A 21,464-nucleotide genomic window follows, 5' to 3' on the forward strand; every position below is an offset into this window, starting at 1 on the left:
CCCTTCTGATCACTTCAAGCGGCCGCCCGGTCGTAGGACACACATGGCCCGTATTACCGTCGAAGATTGTCTGGAAGTGGTCGACAACCGCTTTGAACTCGTGATGATGGCCGCCAAGCGCGCGCGCCAGCTGGCCGGTGGCGTGGAGTCCAAGCTGGACAACAGCGAAGCCAACGACAAGCCAACCGTGCTCGCCCTGCGCGAAATCGCCGCGCGCGCGATCGATACCGGTTACATCGACGCAGTCGAGAAGGCCGAGCGCGCACGCAAGGAGCGCGAGGCGCTGGAGTGGGCTGCGGCCGAAGTGGTATCCGGCGATGACGACATGAAGAGCGACGACTGATCCCGCGTCGGCATCATGTTTGAAACGGCCCTGCGGGGCCGTTTTCGTTTCAGTCATATTTGTGTTTGCGGGCACGCAACGGCGCGGTTAGGCTCGACGGCATGAGTCCCGCTGATCCCGCGCCAGTCCTGCCGTCTGATGCCATGCCCGATGACGGCATGGTGCCGGACTACGTGCAGGCACTGGAGCGGGCGGCCGACTACCTGCCGGAACCGCAGCACGTGTTGTTGCGGCGGGCATGGGCGGTGGGTGCGGCAGCGCACGTGGGGCAGCTACGCAAGTCCGGTGAGCCCTACATCACTCATCCCGTGGCGGTAGCGCAGGTGCTGGCCGACCAGGGTCTCGACGTGGAAACCCTGATCGCGGCGATCCTGCACGACACCATCGAGGACACGCCGCTGACGCGCGCGGACATCGCCGCGCAGTTCGGCGAGACCGTGGCCGATCTGGTGGACGGGGTCACCAAACTGGACAAGCTGCACTTCGCCGATCGCCAGGAAGCGGCGGCGGAGAGTTTCCGCAAGATGCTGCTGGCGATGTCGCGCGACTTGCGGGTGATCCTGATCAAGCTGGCCGATCGCCTGCACAACATGCGCACGCTCGGCGCGCAATCGGCGGAGGCGCGTCGGCGCATCGCCATCGAGACATTGGAGATCTTTGCGCCGATCGCGCAGCGGCTGGGCATGAACCTGATCAAGGCCGAGCTGCAGGACCTCGGGTTCCGCGCGCTGCACCCCTGGCGGCATGCGGTGATCGAAAAGCGCATCCGTTCGCAGCCGCTGGTTCGCCGCGAGGCGCTGGCCCAGATCGAGGCGCAGTTGGCACAGCGGCTTGCAGTGGAGAAGCTCGAGCACCGGCTGATCGGGCGGATCAAGACGCCCTGGAGCATCTACGACAAGATGCGCGCCGAACACCGCAGCTTCGACCAGGTCATGGACATGTTCGGCTATCGGGTGATCGTCGACAGCGTGCCGGACTGCTACCACGCGTTGGGCGTGGTGCACTCGGTATTCAAGCCGCTGGATGCGCGCTTCCGCGATTTCATCGCCATTCCAAAGGCCAACGGTTACCAGTCTCTGCACACGGTGTTGTTCGGGCCGTATGGCTCGCCGATCGAGGTGCAGATCCGCACCCGCGAGATGGACCTGGTGGCCGAACGCGGCGTGGCTGCGCACTGGGCCTACAAGCATGGTGGCGAATCCGGCAGCAATGCGCAGAGCCGGGCGTCCGCGTGGATTGCCAACCTTGTCGAGAGCCAGCGCAGCACGGGATCGTCGTTGGAGTTCCTGGAGAACGTCAAGGTCGACCTGTTCCCGTACGAGGTCTACCTGTTCACGCCAAAGGGCGACATTCTCGCCTTGCCGCGCAATGCGACGGCGCTGGATTTCGCCTATGCGGTGCATACCGATGTCGGCAACCATGCGGTCGCCGCGCGGGTGGACAAGAAGCTGGCGCCGCTGCGCACGACCTTGAGCAGCGGACAGACGGTCGAGGTAATCACCGCGAAGTCTGCTTCGCCGGCGGCGCAATGGCTGGAGTTCGTGGTGTCGGGCAAGGCACGCACCGCGATCCGCCACCAACTCAAGCACCTTGATCATGAGGATGCAGTCCAGCTTGGGCACCGGATGCTGGATCGCGCGCTCGGCAACCAGGGCACATCGCTCGACCGCCTGCCGCCGGAACGATTGGATACTTATCTGGCGGAGAACCGCTTCCCCCGCCTCGAAGAGCTGCTGGCGGACATTGCACTTGGCAACCGTATGCCCGTGCAGGTCGCGCGGGTGTTGGCACATGTCGCCACGGAAGAGACGGCTGACATGCTGCAGCTGGGTGGTGGCGCACCACAGGAGCGCATCCTGATCACCGGTGCCGAGCGCGGCGTCATTTCGTTTGCAAAGTGCTGCATGCCGATTCCGGGCGACGAGATCATGGGCTACCACAGTGCCGGCAAGGGCATTGTCGTCCACCGGCTGGAATGCCCGAACGTGGCCGAGTACCGCAAATCACCGGAGCGCTGGGTGCAGATCGGCTGGGATCGCGAGGTTTCCGGCGGTTTCGATGCGGCGCTTCGGGTCGAGGTCGACAACCGCCCCGGTTCGCTGGCACAGATCGCCGCCGCGATCGCGTATGCGGAATCGAACATCGATCGTGTCGAATACCTGGAGCGCGACAATAGCGTGGCTGCAATTCGCTTCTCGATCGAGGTGCAGGGTCGCAAGCATCTTGCCGACGTGATCCGGCGGATCAGAAGGCTGGGCGTGGTGCATGGAGTGCAACGGTTGTAGCGCCGTTACACTGGGCCACCGTTTCCATCCGTGAGCCTGCCATGCCCCGCAATCCCATCCATACCGAACTGGCTCCCGCTGCGATCGGACCGTATTCGCAAGCCGTGCGTAGCGGCAACCTGGTCTTCCTGAGTGGACAGACCCCACTGGATCCCGCCACCGGGGTGCTGGTCGAGGGTGATATCAGCGTGCAGGCGCGCCGCGCGTTCGACAACATCAAGGCCGTTTGCGAAGCCGCGGGCGGTTCAATGGACGACATCGTCCGGGTAGGGCTGTACCTGACCGACCTCGGACAGTTCACCGCGGTCAATGCGGTGATGGCCGAGTACTTCCAGACGCCATACCCGGCACGCTCCACCATCGAAGTTCCGGCGTTGCCGAAGGGCGCGGATTTCGAGGTGGATGCGGTACTCGTCCTGCCCTGAGTTGGTGGCCCGCGGCAAAGCTCCTGCGCCGGCGCTGAGTGCGTCCGGCGCCACCCCGATCACCACATTGCCTGGGGTCGGGCCGGTGCTGGCCGAAAAACTCGCCGCACGCGGGCTGCTGACCCTGCAGGACCTGTGGCTGCACCTTCCACGCCAATACGAGGACCGCACCGCACTGGTGCCAATTCGTAGCCTGCAGGCGGGCACCGCCGTGCAGGTGGAAGGGCGGGTCGAGGCAGTGGAGCGTGGTTTCCGCTACCGGCCCATGCTGCGAGTGGCGTTGGGCGATGACTCCCGCGCGACGCTTGTGCTGCGGTTCTTCCATTTCCGTGCACAACAGGTCGCGCAGTTCAGCCCCGGCGTGCGGGTGCGCGCCTATGGCACGCCACGACCTGGCCAGCACGGCCTGGAGATGGTGCATCCCAGTTACCGGATTCTTGGCGATGGCAAGCACGCGCTGGGCGACGCACTGGATCCGGTGTATCCGGACATCGAGGGAATTGGTTCCGCCAACTTGCGTCGGCTGATCGGGCTTGCGCTGGAACATTTGCCGGATGCCGCCAGCCTGGAACTGCTGCCTGCGGACGCACTGACGCAACTGCGCCTGCCCGGTATGCGTGAGGCCTTGCTGACCCTGCACCGGCCGCCCGCGGATGCCGATGTCGGCGCGTTGCAAACCGGCCTGCATCCGGCCCAGCGTCGGCTGGCGCTGGAAGAACTGCTGGCTCACCAACTCAGCCTGCGCCGGCAACGGATCGCCATGCAGCAGCAAGGCGCGCGGCCGCTCACAGGCAAGGGGCGACTGGTAGAGCGCCTGCGCAAGCAACTGCCCTTCAAGCTGACAGCCGCCCAGCAGCGTGTATACGCGCAGGTGCGCGATGACCTGGCACTGCCGCGACCGATGCTGCGACTGGTACAGGGCGACGTGGGCAGCGGCAAGACCGTGGTTGCGGCGATGGCCGCGTTGCTGGCAGTCGAGGAAGGTCGCCAGGCCGCGCTGATGGCCCCGACCGAGCTGCTGGCCGAACAACACCTGGGCAACCTGCGCGCATGGCTGGAACCACTCGGTGTGCGCGTGTGCTGGCTGGCCGGCAAGGTCACCGGCAAGGCACGGGTGGCGGCGCTGGCCGACGTGGCTTCCGGTGCGGCGCAAGTGGTGGTCGGCACCCACGCATTGATGCAGGAAAGCGTCGCGTTCCACGATCTCGCGCTTGCCATCGTCGATGAACAGCATCGCTTCGGCGTGCACCAGCGCCTGGCCTTGCGCGACAAGGGGCGTGAAGGTAACGGCCTGCCGCATCAGTTGGTGATGACTGCAACACCAATACCGCGCACGCTGGCAATGAGCGCCTATGCCGATCTTGACGTCTCGGCAATCGACGAATTACCGCCGGGCCGGACTCCGGTCACCACCATTGCGCTGGCCGCCGAGCGCCGCCCGGAGTTGGTCGAGCGCATCCGCGCTGCCTGCGCCGAAGGCCGGCAGGCGTACTGGGTCTGCACCCTGATCGATGATTCCGACGAAGTGGTCGCGCAGGCCGCGCAGTCCACCTTCGAAGCCTTGCAACTGGCCCTGCCGGAGCTGCGCATTGGCATGGTGCATGGTCGCCAGAAGGCGGCTGAAAAGCAGGCGACGATGCGCGGCTTCAAGCAGAACGAATTGGACCTGCTGGTGGCGACCACGGTCATTGAAGTGGGCGTGGACGTGCCGAATGCGTCGCTGATGGTGATCGAGAATGCCGAGCGCCTGGGCCTGGCCCAGCTGCACCAGCTGCGCGGACGGGTCGGCCGCGGTAGTGCGGCCTCGAGCTGCGTGTTGCTCTACCAGGCGCCGCTGTCGGCGATGGCGCGCGAGCGCCTGGACACCTTGCGGCGCACGAATGACGGGTTCGAGATCGCCGAAAAGGACCTGCAATTGCGCGGGCCCGGCGAATTGCTGGGCACCCGCCAGACCGGCCTCGCGAATTTCCGCCTCGCCGACCTGGCGCGTGACGCCGACCTGCTGCCGCAGGTGCATGCGCTGGCGGACCGGCTGTTGCTCGAATCCCCTGACATCGCCGAACGGATCGTCATGCGCTGGGTGGGCGGCGCCGCGCGTTACGCGTCGGCATGAGGCATCCGCATGTCGCATCGCGATGACGGGTCGAGATGAAGCAATAATGTGCGAATGACAAATGACCGAATTCCCCTGCTGATCGATACCGACCCGGGCGTGGACGACGCGCTCGCCCTGTTGATGGCCTTCAACGACACACGCCATGAGCTGGTGGCGTTGACCATTGCTGCCGGCAATGTCGGCCTGGAACACACTGTCGCCAATGCCCTGAAGCTGTGCGAGGTCTGCGGCGTGGACGTGCCGGTGTTTGCCGGCGCGGACGCTCCGTTGCTGCATCCCGCGCTGGACGCTGCCTATGTGCACGGTCGTGACGGTTTCGGCGATACCGGCTATGTGCCATCAAAGCGCCAGGCCGAGGCCGAACATGCTGCATTGGCCATCCTGCGGCTCTCGCACCAACACGCCGGCCGCCTGTTGCTGGTCGCGCTCGGCCCGCTGACCAATATCGCGCTGGCGCTCAAGCTTGATCCGACCCTGCCGCAACGTGTCGCCCGCTGCGTGGTGATGGGCGGCGCGGTGAGCGCGCACGGCAATATCACCGCGGCTGCCGAGTTCAACATCGCCTTCGACCCGGAATCGGCGCACCTGGTCTTCGCCGCGTTTCCGCGGATCGAACTGGCCGACTGGGAAGCCGTGCTGGCGCATGGGTTGCCGCATGTCGATGTGGAACGCTGGTTGGCGGCGGATTCGCCGCGTGCGCGCTTCTATGCGGGGATCTCCACGCATACGCGGGCCTGGTCGCGGGCCGGGCGTGGCGAGCGCTGGCATGCCGCCGATGCGCTGGCGATGGCATTGGCGCTCGAGCCGGGCGGCGTTGTCGAGATGCTCGAGCGTCCGCTTGTGGTGGAACTCGACGGACGCCACACGCGCGGGAGCACGGTCATCGACTGGAACAGGCAGGGCGGCCGTGCGGACAATACGGCAATCCTGATGCGTTACGAGCAAGGCCATTTCGAGCGGCTGCTGGAGTCGGCACTGGCCGCTTCGTGATGTGACGGTGGGGCTGGCCGGACACGCTCGACTAGGTGATCTGCGCAGCGGCATTTCGAGCCGTGTAGCGAATACCGGCCAGTCGCGCCGTCACAACAAAACGTGAAGCTTGCACCTCGCTGGCGAGGGTCGCTATAATGCGCGGCTCTCTTCCGCTTCAATTCAGGTCCACGCCATGAAAGACGGCATCCACCCCGAATACCGTGACGTCGTCTTCCAGGACGTGACTTCCGATTTCAAGATCCTGACCCGCTCGACCCTTGGCAGCAAGGAAACGGTGAAGTGGGAAGACGGCAACGAATATCCGCTGGTCAAAGTGGAAGTCTCGTCGTCGTCGCACCCGTTCTATACCGGTCAGCACAAGATCCTGGATACTGGCGGCCGCGTGGACAAGTTCCGCAAGCGCTACGCCGCCAAGTAAGCGCGAGCCTGCGTCGCCCTGACGGCCACCCCAGCGGTGGCCGTTTGCGTTTCCGGCCTCCCATCCTGCAGCCGTAACCAAGCGCGTGAACCGCGTGGGCGGTGGTTATCCGGCGTCCACCTGTACTTTCGACCGAGCATCCGCTCAAATCCGCTGTGCGATAATGCGCGACCCCCAGCGCCGCTTGCCCGTCGTCTTGCGCGACCGCAGCCGTGCCGTTCGAATTACAGGAGCGCGTCGTGTCGCAACTCGATCAGATGACCCTAACCGCCGGCGACAAGTCGGTGATCCTGCCGGTAATCCAGCCGGTGCTTGGCCAGCCCTGCGTTGATATCGCCAAGCTTCCGAAGGAAACCGGTTGCTTTACGTACGATCCGGGCTTCGGCGCCACCGCCAGCTGCAAGTCGGCGATCACCTATATCGATGGCGATGCCGGCGTGTTGCTGTATCGCGGCTATCCGATCGAGCAACTGGCCAAGCAGTCGAGCTTCCTTGAAGTCGCCTATCTGTTGATGAACGGCGAACTTCCGAACCAGGCCGAGTTCGCCGCGTTCGACAACGAAGTCACCCACCACACGATGATGCATGAGTCGCTGAAGGATTTTCTTGGCGGCTTCCGTTACGACGCCCATCCGATGGCGGTGCTCTGTGGTTCGGTTGCGTCACTGTCTGCGTTTTACCATGACACGCTGGACCTCGAGGATCCCGAACAGCGCCGGCTGGCGGCGATCCGGTTGATCGCGAAGGTTCCCACGATTGCTGCTGCAGCGTATCGCTATTCTATTGGTTGGCCGGTGAGCTATCCGCGCAACAGCCTTGGCTACGTCGACCGTTTCCTGCACATGATGTTCGAGGTGCCAAGCGAGCCGCTGGAGATCAATCCAGTGGTCGCCAAGGCGCTGGACCTGCTGTTCATCCTGCACGCCGATCACGAGCAGAACGCATCGACCTCGACCGTGCGCCTGGTCGGGTCAACCGGTGCCAATCCGTATGCGTCGGTGGCGGCGGGCATCGCCGCGCTGTGGGGGCCGGCACATGGTGGCGCCAACGAGGCAGTCCTGAAGATGCTCGCCGAGATCGGCGATGCAAAGCACGTGGATAGCGCCATCGCCAAGGCCAAGGACAAGGAATCCGGATTCCGCCTGATGGGCTTCGGCCATCGCGTCTACAAGAACTTCGACCCGCGCGCGAAGATCATCCGCGAGATGACCCACCAAGTCCTGGCTGAATTGGGCGTAGACGATCCGTTGCTGGAGGTGGCGCTCAAGCTCGAAGAGACCGCACTCAAGGACGACTACTTCGTGCAGCGCAAGCTGTATCCCAACGTCGATTTCTACAGCGGCATCATCTACAAGGCGCTGAAGATCCCGACCGAAATGTTTACCGTGATGTTTGCCATCGCCCGTACCGCCGGCTGGGTCAGTCACTGGCTTGAGCAGCAGAACGATCCGGAGAATCGCATCGGCCGTCCACGCCAAATCTATACCGGTCACGCGAACCGTGACTACGTCGGAGTTGGCCAGCGCTGATTGCCGGCGCATTCGCCGCAGTCTAGAAACGCCCCGCATTGCGGGGCGTTTTCGTTGTGGGGCCAGAGATTGCCAAACTGCAATGTCGCGGACAGCTCCCGGCAAATCTGACTGTCCTAACGTGGCCCCTGTACCACCCCACTCACGGTCGAGTGGCCACCACCGAGGAGATCCCAGCATGCGCATCCTGATGTCAGTCGTACTTGCCCTCAGCCTTTGGGGCACGGCTGCGATGGCTGCGCCCACGATACCGGCCAAGACCATACAGGCAGCCGCCCCCGCTGCCACCGCCACCGCCAAGCCTGCCGCGACCCCGCAAAAAGCGGGTGCGACGGCGACCCGATGCCGTGATGCCAAGGGCCATTTCATGGCCTGTGGCACGACGGCGAAGAAACAGACCTGCCGCGACACCAAGGGCCGGTTTGCATCCTGCAAGAGCTGATCTGACCAAACGTTTTCTCTCTTCCCCTTCTTTTTCCTACATCCTTACATTCCCCAGGAGTTCACCATGAAGACCACATCGATCCTGCTGGTTGCCGCCATGTTCGCCGCCAGTGGCATGGCAGTTGCCGCCACCCAGGACACTGCGAAGCCTGCAGCCCCCGCGGCAACCGCAGCGGCACCAGCCGCGGCGCAGAAGGCCCAGAAGGCCCAGAAGGCCCATAAGGTCCATAAGGCTTCGGCTGCGGCAGCCACAAAGGCTGATTCGGCCAAGGCTGATCCGGGCAAGACCAAGTAATCCGGCCGGTTTTGACAAACGCCCCGCCCATCGGCGGGGCGTTTGCATATCTGCGGCAAGCCGGACAATGCGCCAGACTACCCGGCAGGTTCCAGTGGAGTTGGCGATGCGCGTACTGGTGGTGGAAGACGACCCGCAGACCGCCGCATTCCTGGGCAAGGGCCTGCGCGAGGAAGGGCATGCCGTCGACCATGCAGATAATGGCAAGGACGGGTTGTTCCTTGCGACGACCGAAACCTACGATGTGATCGTGCTGGACCGGATGCTGCCGGGGCTGGATGGACTGACGTTGCTGCGTACCCTGCGCGGTGCCGGCAACCGCACACCAGTGCTGTTGCTGAGCGCCTTGGGCGATGTCGACCACCGGGTCGAGGGCCTGCGTGCCGGCAGCGACGATTATCTCGCCAAGCCATTCGCCTACACGGAGCTCAGCGCCCGGTTGGATGGAATCGTGCGGCGGGCAGGAGACGCCACCGCTGGATCCGGGAAGTTGGTGGTGGCAGACCTTGTGCTGGACCTGCTTCGCCATGAAGTCACCCGCGACGGCAGGAAGATTGCATTGCAACCACGCGAATACCGGTTGCTGGAGTACCTGATGCGCCATCCCGGCCGCGCGGTAACCAGGACGATGTTGCTGGAAGCGGTCTGGGACTATCACTTCGACCCGCAGACCAACATCATCGACGTGCATGTCAGCCGGTTGCGGCAGAAGATTGATGCGGGCTTCGCACGGCCGTTGCTGCAGACGGTGCGCGGCGTCGGCTACCGGCTCGGCGACTAGGCGCGCCGGCATGCACCCGCGACTGCAATCCACCAGCACGCGATTGGTACTGGCGGTTTCAATGGCCTTTCTGGCGGCCTTCCTGCTGCTGGGCGCGGGAATCTACAGCTCGGTGTTGGCCAACCTGGACCACGACACCCGCGAGTTCGTGGCTTCCGATGTCGCCGAATTGCTCGACCTGCGGCAGCGGGCAGGCACTGCTGCCTTGCTGTCGGAAGTGCGCACGCGCGTGACCGACCCGGATGATGCCGACCTGCTGTACGCGGTGATCGATTCACGCGGAACGCTGCTGGCCGGTGACGATGTCGGTGTGGCGCTTGCACACCGGGCAGGCTGGGTCCGGTTTCGCGATCCGGTCGATCCGGCTCATCCACGCGTGCTGGCCAAGCTTGCCCCGCTGGGCCGTGGCCAGTGGCTGGTCGCGGGCATGCGCTTGCGTGCCGAAGACGGTTTCCTCGCGATCATGCAGCGCTCGGTCCTGCTCGCGCTGGCGGTGGCAGTCGTGCTTGGCTTGCTGGTGGGCTGGCTGACTTCGCTATGGGTCGGCAGGCGGCTACGCCAGCTGGATGAAACCGCCCGCAGGATCGCAGGGGGCGAGCATGGGTTGCGGGTGCCGGCCGATGGCAGCGGCGATCCGTTCGACCGCGTCGGTGCGCGCCTGAATGTCATGCTCGACCGGATTGATGCGCTGATGGATGGAGTCCGCGAGGCCACCGACCACATCGCGCATGACCTGCGCACCCCATTGACGCGCTTGCGCCAACGGCTGGAAGCGCTGCATGCCGCCAGCGGCAATAGCAGCGCACCGGCCCTGATCGATGCCGCCATCGTCGAAACCGACGCGTTGCTGCAGACGTTTGCCGCCTTGCTGCGGCTATCGCGGATCGAGGGGCAGGGGCCAACCGACGGCAGCGTGGTTGATCTTGCCGGCATCGCCAGCGATGCGGTCGAGCTGTACGCGCCGGGTGCGGTGGACATCGGCATGCAGGTCGATATCGAGACGGCGCCGGCCTTGCTGGTGGGGGACCCGGACCAGTTGTTCCAACTGGTGGTGAACCTGCTCGACAACGCGATGAAGTATGCCGCTGCGGGCGCCAGCATCCGCGTGCGGACTTGCACGACCGAGGATGGCGTGAGGCTTGAAATCGCCGACCATGGCCCGGGAATCACGGCGGATGAGCGTGACCGGGTGTTTGATCGCTTCCAGCGCCTGGAGCCGCATCGTGGGACGCCAGGCAATGGTTTGGGATTGAGCCTGGTGCGTGCGATCGCGACCCGTCACGGCGGTCGGGTTGAACTACACGACAACCAGCCCGGGTTGTGTGTCGTGGTCGTAATTCCGGCGGCGTCAGTTCAGGGCGAGGCTTCGTAGCCGGCGATTTCCTCATCCGCGAGGAGTACGCGCAGTTGCGCCAGCGATGCGCGTCGCATCGGTTTGCCATCGACGCCTGATAGAGGTGCCTGGCGCACCACATCGGCCGGCAGCACGGTCAGGTCGAAGCTCAGGTCCTCGGCGCTGAACAGCCATACCGGGAAGTCGGCTTCGCGCTGGCGATCCAGGCGCAAGTGGCGGCTGTGCGATTGCGTCGGGATGCCGTGCTCATCCAGCCAACGCGGCACGGCATCGGCATCGTCGCAATGCAACTGCAGGGCGACCTCGGAATTGCCATCGGCGGTGCCCTCGAGGGTGGCGCCGACCAGCCGCGGTTCGAAATCGCGGAAGAATTCCAGCGCATTCACTGCTGCCTCGCGCCGACGGCGCACCTCGAAAGCCTGGTCACTGCCCAGGAACAGTCGCTGGTATTCGCGCAAGGCCTCTTCGATCTCGCGATTGCGCGGCAACGAGGCATCGTCATGGATGCCCAGCCGTTGCGCGGCCTTGAGCTTGGCCAGGTGGTAGTCGCGGATGCCGCCTTCGGCCATCAGCCGGGCGGCTTCGTGGGCCAGCTGCTGGCGGCGTTCGCGGGTGCGGGTCTGCGCATGCATGTGCGCGTGGAGCTTGGTGTGCTGGCGGGTGTTCGGCATCGTGCATCCCCGGAACCGGCTTGGATGAACTGTACCGGAGCGCCCGCCCGCATGCATCCACGGACGGGCTGGGCGTGAACCTGGAAGCGATCAGAAAATGTCGAACGCTTCCTCGTCCGGCTGCGCATTCGGGTCGACGTCGGGCTCGGTATAGCTTTCCATCCGATCCAGGTCCTCGGCCTTGACCCACTCGACCACGCTGCCGTTAGCCCCGGGCAGCAGCTTGCCGCCGGCGCTGACGCTCACCTGGACCATGCCAGCGGGCGGATCGGGATTGCGTTCCGGCTGGTCCTTGAGCGCGACCCGCATGAAGTTGATCCAGATCGGCAGCGCTGCCTTGCCACCGTACTCGCGGTAGCCAAGCGAGCGGAAATCGTCGCGACCGACCCAGACCGTGGTCACGTACGGCCCGCCGAAGCCGGAAAACCAGGCGTCACGGTGGTCATTGGTCGAGCCGGTCTTGCCGCCAACGTCGTCACGGCCCAATACCCTGGCTGCGGTGGCGGTGCCGCGACGAACCACGTCGCGCATCATCGATTGCATCTGGAAGGCGACGCGTGGATCGATCGCACGGGGCGCGACCACCATGTCCGGATTGATCGGCTTGGCTGGGGCTGGTGTCGCGCTAGCGGTTGCTTTGCTGGTACCCGCGCTGGAAGCAGTTGCGATGGCTGCTGGCGCGCTGGCGGTCGGGCTGAGGTCGAATCCGGCCACCTCGGTTTGCGCTACCGTCGCGGCGGCTTGTCCGGGCTGCTGTACCACCGTGCATTGCGGGCAGGCGGTGGGTGGGTTTTCCTTGAAGACTTCCTTGCCATCGCGGTCGCGGATGCTTTCGATGAAATACGGCGTGGTCAGGAAACCGCCATTGGCGAAGGCGGTATAGCCGCGCGCCACCGAAAGCGGGGTCAGCGAGGCAGAGCCCAGCGACATCGACAGGTTGGGCGGCAGGCTGGCCTCATCGAAGCCGAAATGGCTGATGTAACGGCGCGCATAGTCCACCCCGATCGCGTCCAGCAGGCGCACCGAGACCAGGTTGCGCGACTGCACCAGGGCTTCGCGCAGGCGCATCGGCCCGGCAAAGTTGCCGCTGTCGTTCTGCGGGCGCCACATGTGGCCGCGGCGATCCTTGAACACCACCGGTGCGTCCAGCACGATCGACGCCGGGTTGAAGCCGCGCTCGAACGCGGCGGCGTACAGGAACGGCTTGAAGCTCGATCCAGGTTGTCGACGGGCTTGGGTGGCGCGGTTGAACTTGCTGCCGGCGTAGCTGAACCCGCCGACCAGCGCGCGCAGCGCACCAGTGTCGGCATCCAGCGAAACCAGCGCGGTTTGCGCACGCGGCAACTGGTCCAGTACCCAGGTCGGCTCGGCGTCGGACTTGCTGCCAGTGTCGCGCCGGACGCGCACGACATCGCCGCGTTGTGCGAGCGAAGCGATCGATTTTCCGGTCCAGCCGGTTGCGGCGCTGCCGAGGGTCAGTTGGCTGGCATCGGCCAGCACCACCTGCAGTCCGGCGCTGCTGCTGCCGGTCACGACCGCAGGCAACAACCCGCCCTGCGGTGGGATCCTGCGCAGCTTGGCGGCGATCGCCTTCGCATCCATGCCATCGTCGAGCTCCACCTTCTGCTCGGGCGTGCGCCAGCCATGGCGATGGTCGTAGACGCGCAGACCTTCGATGATCGCGCTGACCGCGGCGGCCTGCAGGTCGGGGTCGATGGTGGTGGTGACGTGGTAACCCTTGCTCAGCACATCGCCACCAAAGCGGGCGATCATTTCCTGGCGGACCATCTCTGCGACGTATGGCGCATGCACCTCGATCGTGCGCTCGTGCGGCGCAGCGTGCATCGGTACTGTCTTGGCGGCCGCTGCCTCGCTGGCGCTGACGAAGCCTAGTTCGGCCATCCGCGGCAGGATGTAGTGATCGCGGCGTTCGCGATTGCGCTCCGGATTATCCAGCGGGTTGCCGCTGGACGGGAACTTGGGCGTGCCTGCCAGGGTGGCGATCTCGTCCAGGCTCAGTTCATCGAGTTTCTTGCCGTAGTAGTACTCGGCGGCCGCGGCCACACCGTAGGCGCGATTGCCGAAGAAGCTCTTGTTGAGGTACAGGCCAAGGATTTCGTCCTTGCTCAGTTCGCGCTCCATCTTCATCGCCAGCAGCATTTCGGCGAATTTGCGCCGGAAGCTGTACTCGGAGCTGAGGAAAAACTGCTTGGCGACCTGTTGGGTAATGGTTGAGCCGCCGGCAACGCGCTCCTGCCCACCAGTCTTGGCCAGCAACCAGACCGCACGCGCCACGCCGGTGAAGTCCACTCCATGGTGCTCGTAGAAATTCGCGTCCTCGGCGGCCAGGAACGCCTGCTTGACCCGTGGCGGCACGTCCCGGATATCCACCGGATACCGGCGCATCTCGCCGAACAGGCCTATCAGGCGGCCATCGCGCGCATAGACATACATTGGTTCCTGCAGCTCGATGTTGCGCAGGGACTGCACGTCCGGCAGCCGCGCAGAGACTACATAAACCAGGATTCCGGCGGTAATGGCGCCGATCAGCGCAAGTGTGACAGAGCCCAGCAAAATCCAGCGTAGGGGGCGGGGGAGGCGGGGCATTGCACAACTTCCGATTGCGACAGGCGTGGTCGCGGAGTATAGAGTAGGCCTCCGTCATGAACGGGCTGCGGGGGGCGGCCGGTTTCCACGGTTATAGTCGTTGAATGGATGCAGGTACGGGGCGAATGCGGTGGTTTGGACAGTGGCGATTTGTCAAATGGGTTGCCAATGTGTGAAAAGTCCGTTATTCATGTACTGAAGCACCAAGTGCGCGTAAGCGCCCGTGGGAAGGGGAGATACCGTGGGTCTGGTAACGAAATCGCAGCCGCCGTTGATCGGCGTTGACATCAGTTCGACCGCGGTCAAGCTCTTGCAGCTATCCCGCACGGGAGACCGTTATCGGGTCGAGCATTATGCCGTCGAGCCACTGCCACCGAATGCAGTGGTCGACAAGATCCTGGTCGAGGTCGAGGCCGTTGGCGAGGCGATCCGGCGTGCGGTTGCACGCTCGGGTACGCGGGTCAAGCATGCCGCGGCCGCGGTTTCCGGATCCTCGGTGATCACCAAGACGATGCCGATGCCGGCCGACCTCGACGAGGACGACATGGAGTCGCAGGTCGAGCTGGAGGCCGTCAACTACATCCCGTACCCGATCGAGGAAGTGAACCTCGACTTCGAGGTGCTCGGTCCGATGCCGGGCAACAATGAGATGGTGCAGGTCCTGCTGGCGGCGTCGCGTTCGGAGAACGTCGAAGTGCGCGCCTCGGCCCTGGAACTGGGCGGCCTGACCGCAAAGGTGATCGATGTCGAGGCCTTTGCCATCGAGAATGCCTTCGCGCTGATGGCGGGATCGCTTAACGTGCCTCGCGACGGACTGGTGGCGCTGGTCGATGTGGGCGCGACGATGACCACGCTCAACGTCCTGCGGGGCGGTCGCAGCATCTACACCCGGGAACAGGTGTTCGGCGGCAAGCAGCTGACCGACGAGGTCATGCGTCGTTACAGCCTCAGCTATGAAGAGGCTGGCTTGGCCAAGCGCCAGGGCGGCCTGCCGGAAAGTTACGAGATCGAGGTGCTGGATCCGTTCAAGGAGGCGATGGTGCAACAGGTCAGTCGCCTGCTGCAGTTCTTCTACGCCGGCAGCGAGTTCAACCGCGTCGACCACGTGGTACTGGCAGGCGGTTGCGCCTCGATCCCCAACATCTCCGAAATGGTCGAGGAGCAGCTCGGCGTCTCGACGACCGTGGCTAATCCGTTGGCGCACATGACGCTCGGGCCACGCGTGCAGGCACATGCACTGGCGCAGGATGCTCCTGCGTTGATGATTGCCTGCGGGCTCGCACTGAGGAGCTTCGACTGATGGCCAAGATCAATCTCCTCCCGTGGCGTGAAGAACGCCGAAAGCTCCGCCAGAAAGATTTCTACGGAATGCTTGGGCTGGCGGCGCTGGCCGGCGTGCTGGTTTCGTTCCTGATCGTCAGCTACTACAACGGCCGGATCGGCAGCCAGAATTCACGAAACCAGTATCTGCACGCCGAAATCACCAAGGTTGACGGACAGATCAAAGAGATCACCGAACTCGACCAGAAGAAGAACCGGCTGCTTGCCCGAAAGGAAGTGATCGAACAGCTACAGGCCAATCGTTCGCAGATGGTGCACCTGTTCGATTCACTGGTGCGTACCATTCCTGATGGCGTGACGTTGAGCGCGATCAAGCAGGAGGGCGACATCCTGACCCTCACTGGCCGATCCCAGTCCAATGCGCGCGTCAGTACTTATATGCGCACCTTGGAGGGATCGGGTTGGATGAGCAAGCCTGACCTCAATATCATCGAGGCCAAGGCTGGCAATCCTGGTCTGCCGTATGAGTTCAATCTCAAGGTCAAGCTGGTCAATCCGAATGCGCCCAAGGAAGGCGAGGATGCCGGCAAGCCTGCCGCCGCACCTGCCAGTGCCACACCAGCAGCAGGAGGAACCTCATCGTGAGCAACAAACAGCTCAGCCTGCGTGAACTGGATATCAACAACATCGGCTCGTGGCCGCAGAACGCCAAGATCGGTTTCTGCGCACTCCTTTCCCTGCTGATTATCGCCCTTGCCTGGTGGCTGTTCGTCAGCGACAAGCGCACGGAGCTCGAAACTCTGCAGGGTCAGGAAAGCGACTTGCGTACCGAGTTCGAAACCAAGCAGGGTCGCGCGGCAAACCTGGAACCGTTGAAGCAGCAACTGGCCCAGATGGAACAGCAGTTGCAGCAGATGCTGCGCCAGCTGCCCAGCAAGACCGAAATGCCCGACCTGATCGTCGACATTTCACAGACCGCGCTGGCGACTGGCATCAACAATGAGCTTTTCCAGCCTGGTCCGGAAACTCCGAAGGAGTTCTATGCGGAGAAGCCAATCGCGCTACGCATGGTGGGTACCTATCACCAGTTCGGTGCGTTCGTCAGTGGCGTCGCATCATTGCCGCGCGTGGTGATCATGACCATGCACGACATCTCGCTGAAGCCTGTGGACACCACTGGTGGCAGGATTGGTCCGAACAGCCCGCTGGAGCTATCCGGCACGGTCAAGACCTATCGTTACCTGGATGAGGAAGAGTCTGCCGACCAGGCTACAGCCGCAACGCCCGCTGCGGCACCCGCGAAGGGAGGTGGCTGAGATGCGCACTGATCACATCCGCAATCGCCGTCCATCCTTGCATCTGATAGCAGTCATGGCGGTTTGCGCCGCGCTGGCTGCCTGTGCCGGTGGCAACAACGATTTGCAGAAATGGGTGGCCGAGGTCAAGGCACGTCCGGCGCCCCCGCTTACTCCATTGCCGGTGATGCAGCAGTTCGAGACGTTTGAGTATGCCGCGCAGAATCTTCGCGATCCTTTCAGCGAGGAGTTCAATGGTGCGAACAGCAGTGGCCCGCGGCCTGATCCAGGCCGGCGCAAGCAGACGCTGGAGCAGTTCCCGCTGGATAGCCTCAACATGGTGGGCACCATCGGTCTCGGTGCTGGCGCGGTTGCGCTGGTAATGGCGCCTGACAAGGTGACCTATCGGGTGCGCCCAGGCGTGTACTTGGGGCAGAGTGATGGGCGGGTAACCGCCGTGTATGAAGACCGGGTCGAATTGATCGAACTGGTTCCGGATGGCGCGGGTGGCTGGTTGGAACGGCCTGCGACCATTGCGCTCGAAGACAATTGATTAGGGGATAGACCGATGATCGTCACCAACGCCAAGAGCCAGCGGCCTGTCCGGCGCCCCTTGTCCCTTCGCGCCTGTGCGATCGGGGTCGCGCTGGGCCTGTATGCCGCGACCGCCGGCGCACTACCGGTATCCACTGCCACCGTGACAATGGGGCAATCCGCGACCGGAGCCATGGCGGATCCCGCCAAGCGCCTGCCAGGCGCGGTGACCGTGTCCGCAATCGACTTCAAGCGTGGCGATGGCGGCTCCGGCAAGTTGATCCTGCGCTTCAGCGGGGAAGGTGCCGCGCCAGACCTGCGCAACATGGGTTCCAGCGTGGTGGTTGATATCGGCAATGCGCAGTTACCGGCATCGCTGCAGCGCCCGATCAACGTCACTGATTTCGCGACGCCAGTTCAACGCATCGATGCGAGGGCGACCAGCAATGGCGCGCAACTTGTGCTCAATACCAAGGGCACCTTCGAGTCGATGGCGTACCAGAGTGGCAACGAATACATCGTGGAAGTTGTACCGCGTGCGGCACCGGTGGCCACCAAGGCACGCGCAGGTGCTCCTGCCATGGGCGCCGCGTCGATGGGCGCGACCAGCAGCACCTCCGATGTCCACTACAGCGGCAAGGCGGTGACCTTCAACTTCCAGGACGTGCCGGTCCGGACTGTGCTGCAACTGATTGCCGAGGAATCCAACCTCAATATCGTTGCCGCCGACACCGTACAGGGCAACGTGACCTTGCGCTTGATCAATGTGCCGTGGGATCAGGCGCTGGACATCGTGCTGCAGGCCAAATCGCTGGACAAGCGTCGTAGTGGCAATGTGGTCTGGGTCGCCCCACAGAAGGAAATCGCGCAATTCGAGCAGGACAAGGAAGACGCGCGCATCAATCTGGAACAGCGTGCCGAAAAGGTCACCGAATACATCCCGGTGAACTATGCCAATGCAGAAGACATCGCCAACCTGCTGACCGAGGGTGCCAAAGGCAGCCAGCAGGGTGGAGGCCAAGGCGGCGGCGGGGCCAATGGCGGCCAACTGGATCGCGGCTTCCTGTCCCAGCGCGGCAGCATCAGCTTCGACAAGCGCACCAATACGTTGTTGGTGATCGACATCCCTGAGCGCGTCGCCAACATCCACGACTTGGTGAACAAGCTGGACAAGCCGGTTGACCAGGTGGTGATCGAGGCGCGGATCGTGATTGCCAATGAAAGTGTGGCCCGTGAACTGGGGGCCAGGTTCGGGATCTCGGGTAGCGCAAATAGTGGCAAGGGCTACTTCAGCAACAGTATCGAGAACAACATCCTGACGCAGAACTCGCTCGCCAATGCAAACAATCTGAACAACAACAGCACCACTCCGCCCAATCCGCCAATCCTGCCGTCAATCACCCGTGGCCTGATGTCGAACCTGCCAGCCACTCTGCAGAATCCGGCCGGCTCGTTGGCGCTGTCCATCCTGAATGCCGGCTATGCGTTGGACATGGAGCTTTCGGCCATCCAGGAGCAGGGCCGTGCTGAAGTCATCTCCAACCCGCGCATCGTCACCAGCAGCCAGAAGGAGGCGGTGATCCGCCAGGGCAAGGAAATCGGTTACTTGACCGTAACTGGCGGCCAGAGCGGCTCCATCCCGACGGTGCAGTTCAAGGAAGCCCTGCTTGAACTCAAGGTGACCCCCACCATCACCAATGACGGACGCGTGTTCCTGAACCTTGCGATCAAGAAGGACGAGCTGGATGGCTTCATCAGTGTAGGTGCTTTCGGACAGGTGCCGCAGATCGCCAAGCGTGAAGTCAATACCGCCGTGCTTATCGAGGATGGCCAGACTGTGGTTATCGGTGGCGTATACGAGTTCAGCGACCGCACGGACATCGCGAAGGTGCCGTTCCTGGGGGACATCCCGTTCATCGGCAACCTGTTCCGCAACAAGAACCGCACCAAGACCAAGGCGGAGTTGCTGATCTTCGTGACCCCCAAGGTCATGCGCGTCGCCCAGCGCAACTGAGTCATCGGCGACAAGTAATCCACATCGGGGGCCGCAAGGCCCCCGATGCATTTGGGGCGCAGGATCAAGTCCGCGCCTGGCTCGCGACGAACCTTTACGGTCAATCATGGTCGAATAGGCCAGAAAGAGCTGAGGAACCCATGGATACCCCAACCGTCGATACTTCACGCCTGCATGCCTCATTCACTGCGCTGGGCGAGGACCTTGCAACCGAAATCGTCGGGCAGTCTGCCCTGATCGAACGGCTGCTGATTGCGTTGCTGGCAGATGGTCATCTGCTGGTCGAGGGCGCGCCCGGACTGGCCAAGACCACTGCGATCCGCGTATTGGCGTCCCGCCTGGATGCCGATTTCGCCCGTGTCCAGTTCACCCCCGACCTGCTGCCTGCCGACCTCACCGGCACCGAGGTCTGGCGCCCACAGGATGGTCGCTTCGAATTCCAGCCTGGCCCGATCTTCCATCCGATCCTGCTTGCGGACGAGATCAACCGTGCCCCGGCCAAGGTGCAATCGGCGCTGCTGGAGGCGATGGGGGAACGTCAGGTCACCGTTGGACGCCAGACCTATCCGCTGCCGGCGCTGTTCCTGGTCATGGCCACCCAGAATCCGATCGAGCAGGAAGGCACGTTTCCGCTTCCCGAAGCGCAACTCGATCGTTTCCTGATGCATGTGCGCATCGGCTATCCGCAGGTCGAAGCAGAAACCGAAATCCTGCGCCTGGCCCGTGAGCGCGCCCGCCAGGCATTGCAGCCCGCACCTCGCGAAATCCAGCGCATGCCGCTTGCGGATGTATTCGCCGCGCGCACGGCTGTGCTCGACCTGCACCTGGCGCCTTCGCTGGAGCGGTACCTGATTGAGCTGGTGCTGGCATCGCGTGATGCCAGCCGTTATGACGCCGCCCTGGGTCGGCGTATCGCCTGGGGTGCAAGTCCGCGTGGCTCGATCGCACTGGAACGATGCGCGCGCGCGCGCGCGTGGCTGGCAGGCCGCGACTTTGTGACGCCCGAGGACGTGCGTGCAGTAGCCCCGGACGTGCTTCGCCATCGCGTATTGCCGAGCTACGAGGCCACAGCCGAAGGTTGGGATGGTGACCGCCTGGTCGGCGAATTGCTGCAGCGGGTTCCGCTGCCCTGAGCCTGGTGATGGAGCAGGCACGCCAGCCAACGGACGCGGCAACCGGAATCCTGCCGACGTTGTCCGAACTCATTGCCCTGCAGGCATTGGTGCAGGGGCGGCGTGGCGCGCGGCGTGGCCAGCACGGTGTGCAGGGGCATGCCCTGTCCAGCCTGCGTGGACGCGGGATGGAATACGCGGAGTCGCGTGAATACGCGCAGGGCGACGACGCACGCCACATCGACTGGCGGCTGACTGCGCGCAGTGGCCGCACGCATACCAAGTTGTTCCAGACCGAACGCGAACGCCTGAGCCTGATCGTGGCTGATACCGCGCCGGAGCTTTATTTCGGCACACGCGTGCGTTTCAAGTCGGTGCAGGCAGCGCGTGCCGGTGCGCTGGCGGCATGGATGGCGGTACGCGATGGCGACCGCATCGCAGCGCTGCGTGGCTCGTCACGGGAAGCGCCGGTCGCACCCGCGTCCGGCCCACGCGGTGCATTGCGTGTGCTGGACGCGCTAGTGCGCTGGTATGCGCGTCCCCCCGAGAATGACGCCGGACTGGCGACGGCGCTCGACCACGCCAGGCGCCTGCTGCGTCCCGGTTCGCGCATCGTGGTGCTGGCAGATCCCGCGAGCGTTGGCGCGATAGCGCCACAGACCTGGCCAGCACTGGCGATGCACCACGAGCTGGTGGTGTTGCTGTTGACCGATCCGATTGAACAACAACCGCCGAAGGCACGCTTGCCGTTCGCATCGGCCACTGGCCAGCGCACAGAGCTTGGATTGGATGCCGCGGTGACCCGGCAGCGTTGGCGGCAGGAATTTACAGTGCCGGTGGAAACCACGCTCGCCTTGCTGCGCAGTCGTGGCGCGCGCGCGATGGAGCTGTCCAGCGCTGACGACAGCGATGCCTGGCTGCCCCTGCTCGAACGCCCGCGCATGGTCGCTGGAAAATGATCGCGCCA

At 64.0% G+C, this 21,464-nt stretch carries 18 protein-coding genes and 2 pseudogenes; 18 read left to right on the forward strand and 2 right to left on the reverse strand.

All coding sequences use genetic code 11. From position 1 onward, the window contains the following. Positions 1–43 precede the first annotated feature (43 nt). The 11 genes from rpoZ (at position 44) to PSV05_RS01090 (ending at position 11,001) form a co-directional block, all read left to right on the forward strand. Entirely contained in the window at positions 44–343 is a 300-nt protein-coding gene (gene rpoZ / locus PSV05_RS01040) for a DNA-directed RNA polymerase subunit omega (RefSeq protein WP_300060186.1), read from the forward strand. Between the two features lie 101 nt (positions 344–444). Continuing rightward, positions 445–2,628, forward strand: a complete 2,184-nt coding sequence (locus tag PSV05_RS01045) for a bifunctional (p)ppGpp synthetase/guanosine-3',5'-bis(diphosphate) 3'-pyrophosphohydrolase (RefSeq protein WP_300060189.1) — start codon at positions 445–447, stop codon at positions 2,626–2,628. 41 nt (positions 2,629–2,669) lie between these two features. Then, positions 2,670–3,053 (forward strand): RidA family protein, encoded by a 384-nt coding sequence (locus PSV05_RS01050; protein ID WP_300060191.1) that lies wholly within the window; start codon positions 2,670–2,672, stop codon positions 3,051–3,053. 4 nt (positions 3,054–3,057) lie between these two features. Then, on the forward strand, positions 3,058–5,166 hold the full coding sequence (gene recG / locus PSV05_RS01055; RefSeq protein WP_300060194.1) for an ATP-dependent DNA helicase RecG: 2,109 nt from the start codon (positions 3,058–3,060) through the stop codon (positions 5,164–5,166). 54 nt (positions 5,167–5,220) lie between these two features. Further along, positions 5,221–6,159, forward strand: coding sequence for a nucleoside hydrolase (locus tag PSV05_RS01060; RefSeq protein WP_300060197.1), 939 nt, complete (start codon positions 5,221–5,223; stop codon positions 6,157–6,159). A gap of 175 nt (positions 6,160–6,334) precedes the next feature. Then, positions 6,335–6,580: a type B 50S ribosomal protein L31 gene (locus tag PSV05_RS01065; RefSeq protein WP_300060200.1), complete on the forward strand. Its 246-nt coding sequence runs from the start codon at positions 6,335–6,337 to the stop codon at positions 6,578–6,580. A gap of 239 nt (positions 6,581–6,819) precedes the next feature. Then, positions 6,820–8,109: a citrate synthase gene (locus tag PSV05_RS01070; protein WP_300060203.1), complete on the forward strand. Its 1,290-nt coding sequence runs from the start codon at positions 6,820–6,822 to the stop codon at positions 8,107–8,109. A gap of 178 nt (positions 8,110–8,287) precedes the next feature. Further along, on the forward strand, positions 8,288–8,551 hold the full coding sequence (locus tag PSV05_RS01075) for a hypothetical protein (RefSeq protein WP_300060206.1): 264 nt from the start codon (positions 8,288–8,290) through the stop codon (positions 8,549–8,551). 66 nt (positions 8,552–8,617) lie between these two features. Further along, the gene (locus PSV05_RS01080; RefSeq protein ID WP_300060209.1) at positions 8,618–8,848 is read left to right on the forward strand and encodes a hypothetical protein; all 231 of its coding nucleotides are present in this window, start codon (positions 8,618–8,620) and stop codon (positions 8,846–8,848) included. A gap of 67 nt (positions 8,849–8,915) precedes the next feature. After that, the gene (locus PSV05_RS01085) at positions 8,916–9,629 is read left to right on the forward strand and encodes a response regulator transcription factor (protein WP_300060212.1); all 714 of its coding nucleotides are present in this window, start codon (positions 8,916–8,918) and stop codon (positions 9,627–9,629) included. A gap of 10 nt (positions 9,630–9,639) precedes the next feature. After that, complete coding sequence (locus tag PSV05_RS01090; RefSeq protein WP_300060215.1) at positions 9,640–11,001, forward strand: HAMP domain-containing sensor histidine kinase; 1,362 nt, start codon at positions 9,640–9,642, stop codon at positions 10,999–11,001. Here the strand turns inward: PSV05_RS01090 and PSV05_RS01095 are convergent. Together PSV05_RS01095 and PSV05_RS01100 are read right to left on the reverse strand one after the other, a co-directional pair. Beyond that, positions 10,983–11,615 (reverse strand): hypothetical protein, encoded by a 633-nt coding sequence (locus PSV05_RS01095; protein ID WP_300060331.1) that lies wholly within the window; start codon positions 11,613–11,615, stop codon positions 10,983–10,985. The genes PSV05_RS01090 and PSV05_RS01095 overlap by 19 nt on opposite strands. Positions 11,616–11,744: 129 nt before the next feature. Further along, positions 11,745–14,261 carry a penicillin-binding protein 1A gene (locus PSV05_RS01100; RefSeq protein ID WP_300060218.1) on the reverse strand — a complete coding sequence of 839 codons (2,517 nt, stop codon included), beginning with the start codon at positions 14,259–14,261 and terminating at the stop codon, positions 11,745–11,747. 241 nt (positions 14,262–14,502) lie between these two features. Between PSV05_RS01100 and PSV05_RS01105 the strand changes: the two genes are divergently transcribed. The 7 genes and pseudogenes from PSV05_RS01105 to PSV05_RS01135 all read left to right on the forward strand — a co-directional run bounded on the left by PSV05_RS01105 (position 14,503) and on the right by PSV05_RS01135 (position 21,456). Continuing rightward, a complete protein-coding gene (locus tag PSV05_RS01105) occupies positions 14,503–15,561 on the forward strand; it encodes a pilus assembly protein PilM (RefSeq protein WP_300060220.1) in 1,059 nt (352 codons plus the stop codon). Continuing rightward, positions 15,561–16,118: pseudogene (locus PSV05_RS01110) on the forward strand (PilN domain-containing protein); the annotation flags it as partial. The gene PSV05_RS01105 and the pseudogene PSV05_RS01110, both read left to right, overlap by 1 nt. A gap of 65 nt (positions 16,119–16,183) precedes the next feature. Beyond that, on the forward strand, positions 16,184–16,858 hold the full coding sequence (pilO, locus tag PSV05_RS01115; RefSeq protein ID WP_300060224.1) for a type 4a pilus biogenesis protein PilO: 675 nt from the start codon (positions 16,184–16,186) through the stop codon (positions 16,856–16,858). Between the two features lie 100 nt (positions 16,859–16,958). Beyond that, positions 16,959–17,390 (forward strand): annotated as a pseudogene (locus tag PSV05_RS01120) (pilus assembly protein PilP); the annotation flags it as partial. A gap of 15 nt (positions 17,391–17,405) precedes the next feature. Then, the gene (locus tag PSV05_RS01125; RefSeq protein WP_300060227.1) at positions 17,406–19,385 is read left to right on the forward strand and encodes a type IV pilus secretin PilQ family protein; all 1,980 of its coding nucleotides are present in this window, start codon (positions 17,406–17,408) and stop codon (positions 19,383–19,385) included. A 140-nt stretch (positions 19,386–19,525) separates the two neighbouring features. Then, the gene (locus PSV05_RS01130) at positions 19,526–20,518 is read left to right on the forward strand and encodes a MoxR family ATPase (protein WP_300060230.1); all 993 of its coding nucleotides are present in this window, start codon (positions 19,526–19,528) and stop codon (positions 20,516–20,518) included. An 8-nt stretch (positions 20,519–20,526) separates the two neighbouring features. Next, a complete protein-coding gene (locus PSV05_RS01135) occupies positions 20,527–21,456 on the forward strand; it encodes a DUF58 domain-containing protein (protein WP_300060233.1) in 930 nt (309 codons plus the stop codon). Positions 21,457–21,464: the final 8 nt, after the last annotated feature.

This window comes from Thermomonas sp., from assembly GCF_029945965.1.
In the GTDB taxonomy this organism is placed as follows: domain Bacteria; phylum Pseudomonadota; class Gammaproteobacteria; order Xanthomonadales; family Xanthomonadaceae; genus Thermomonas.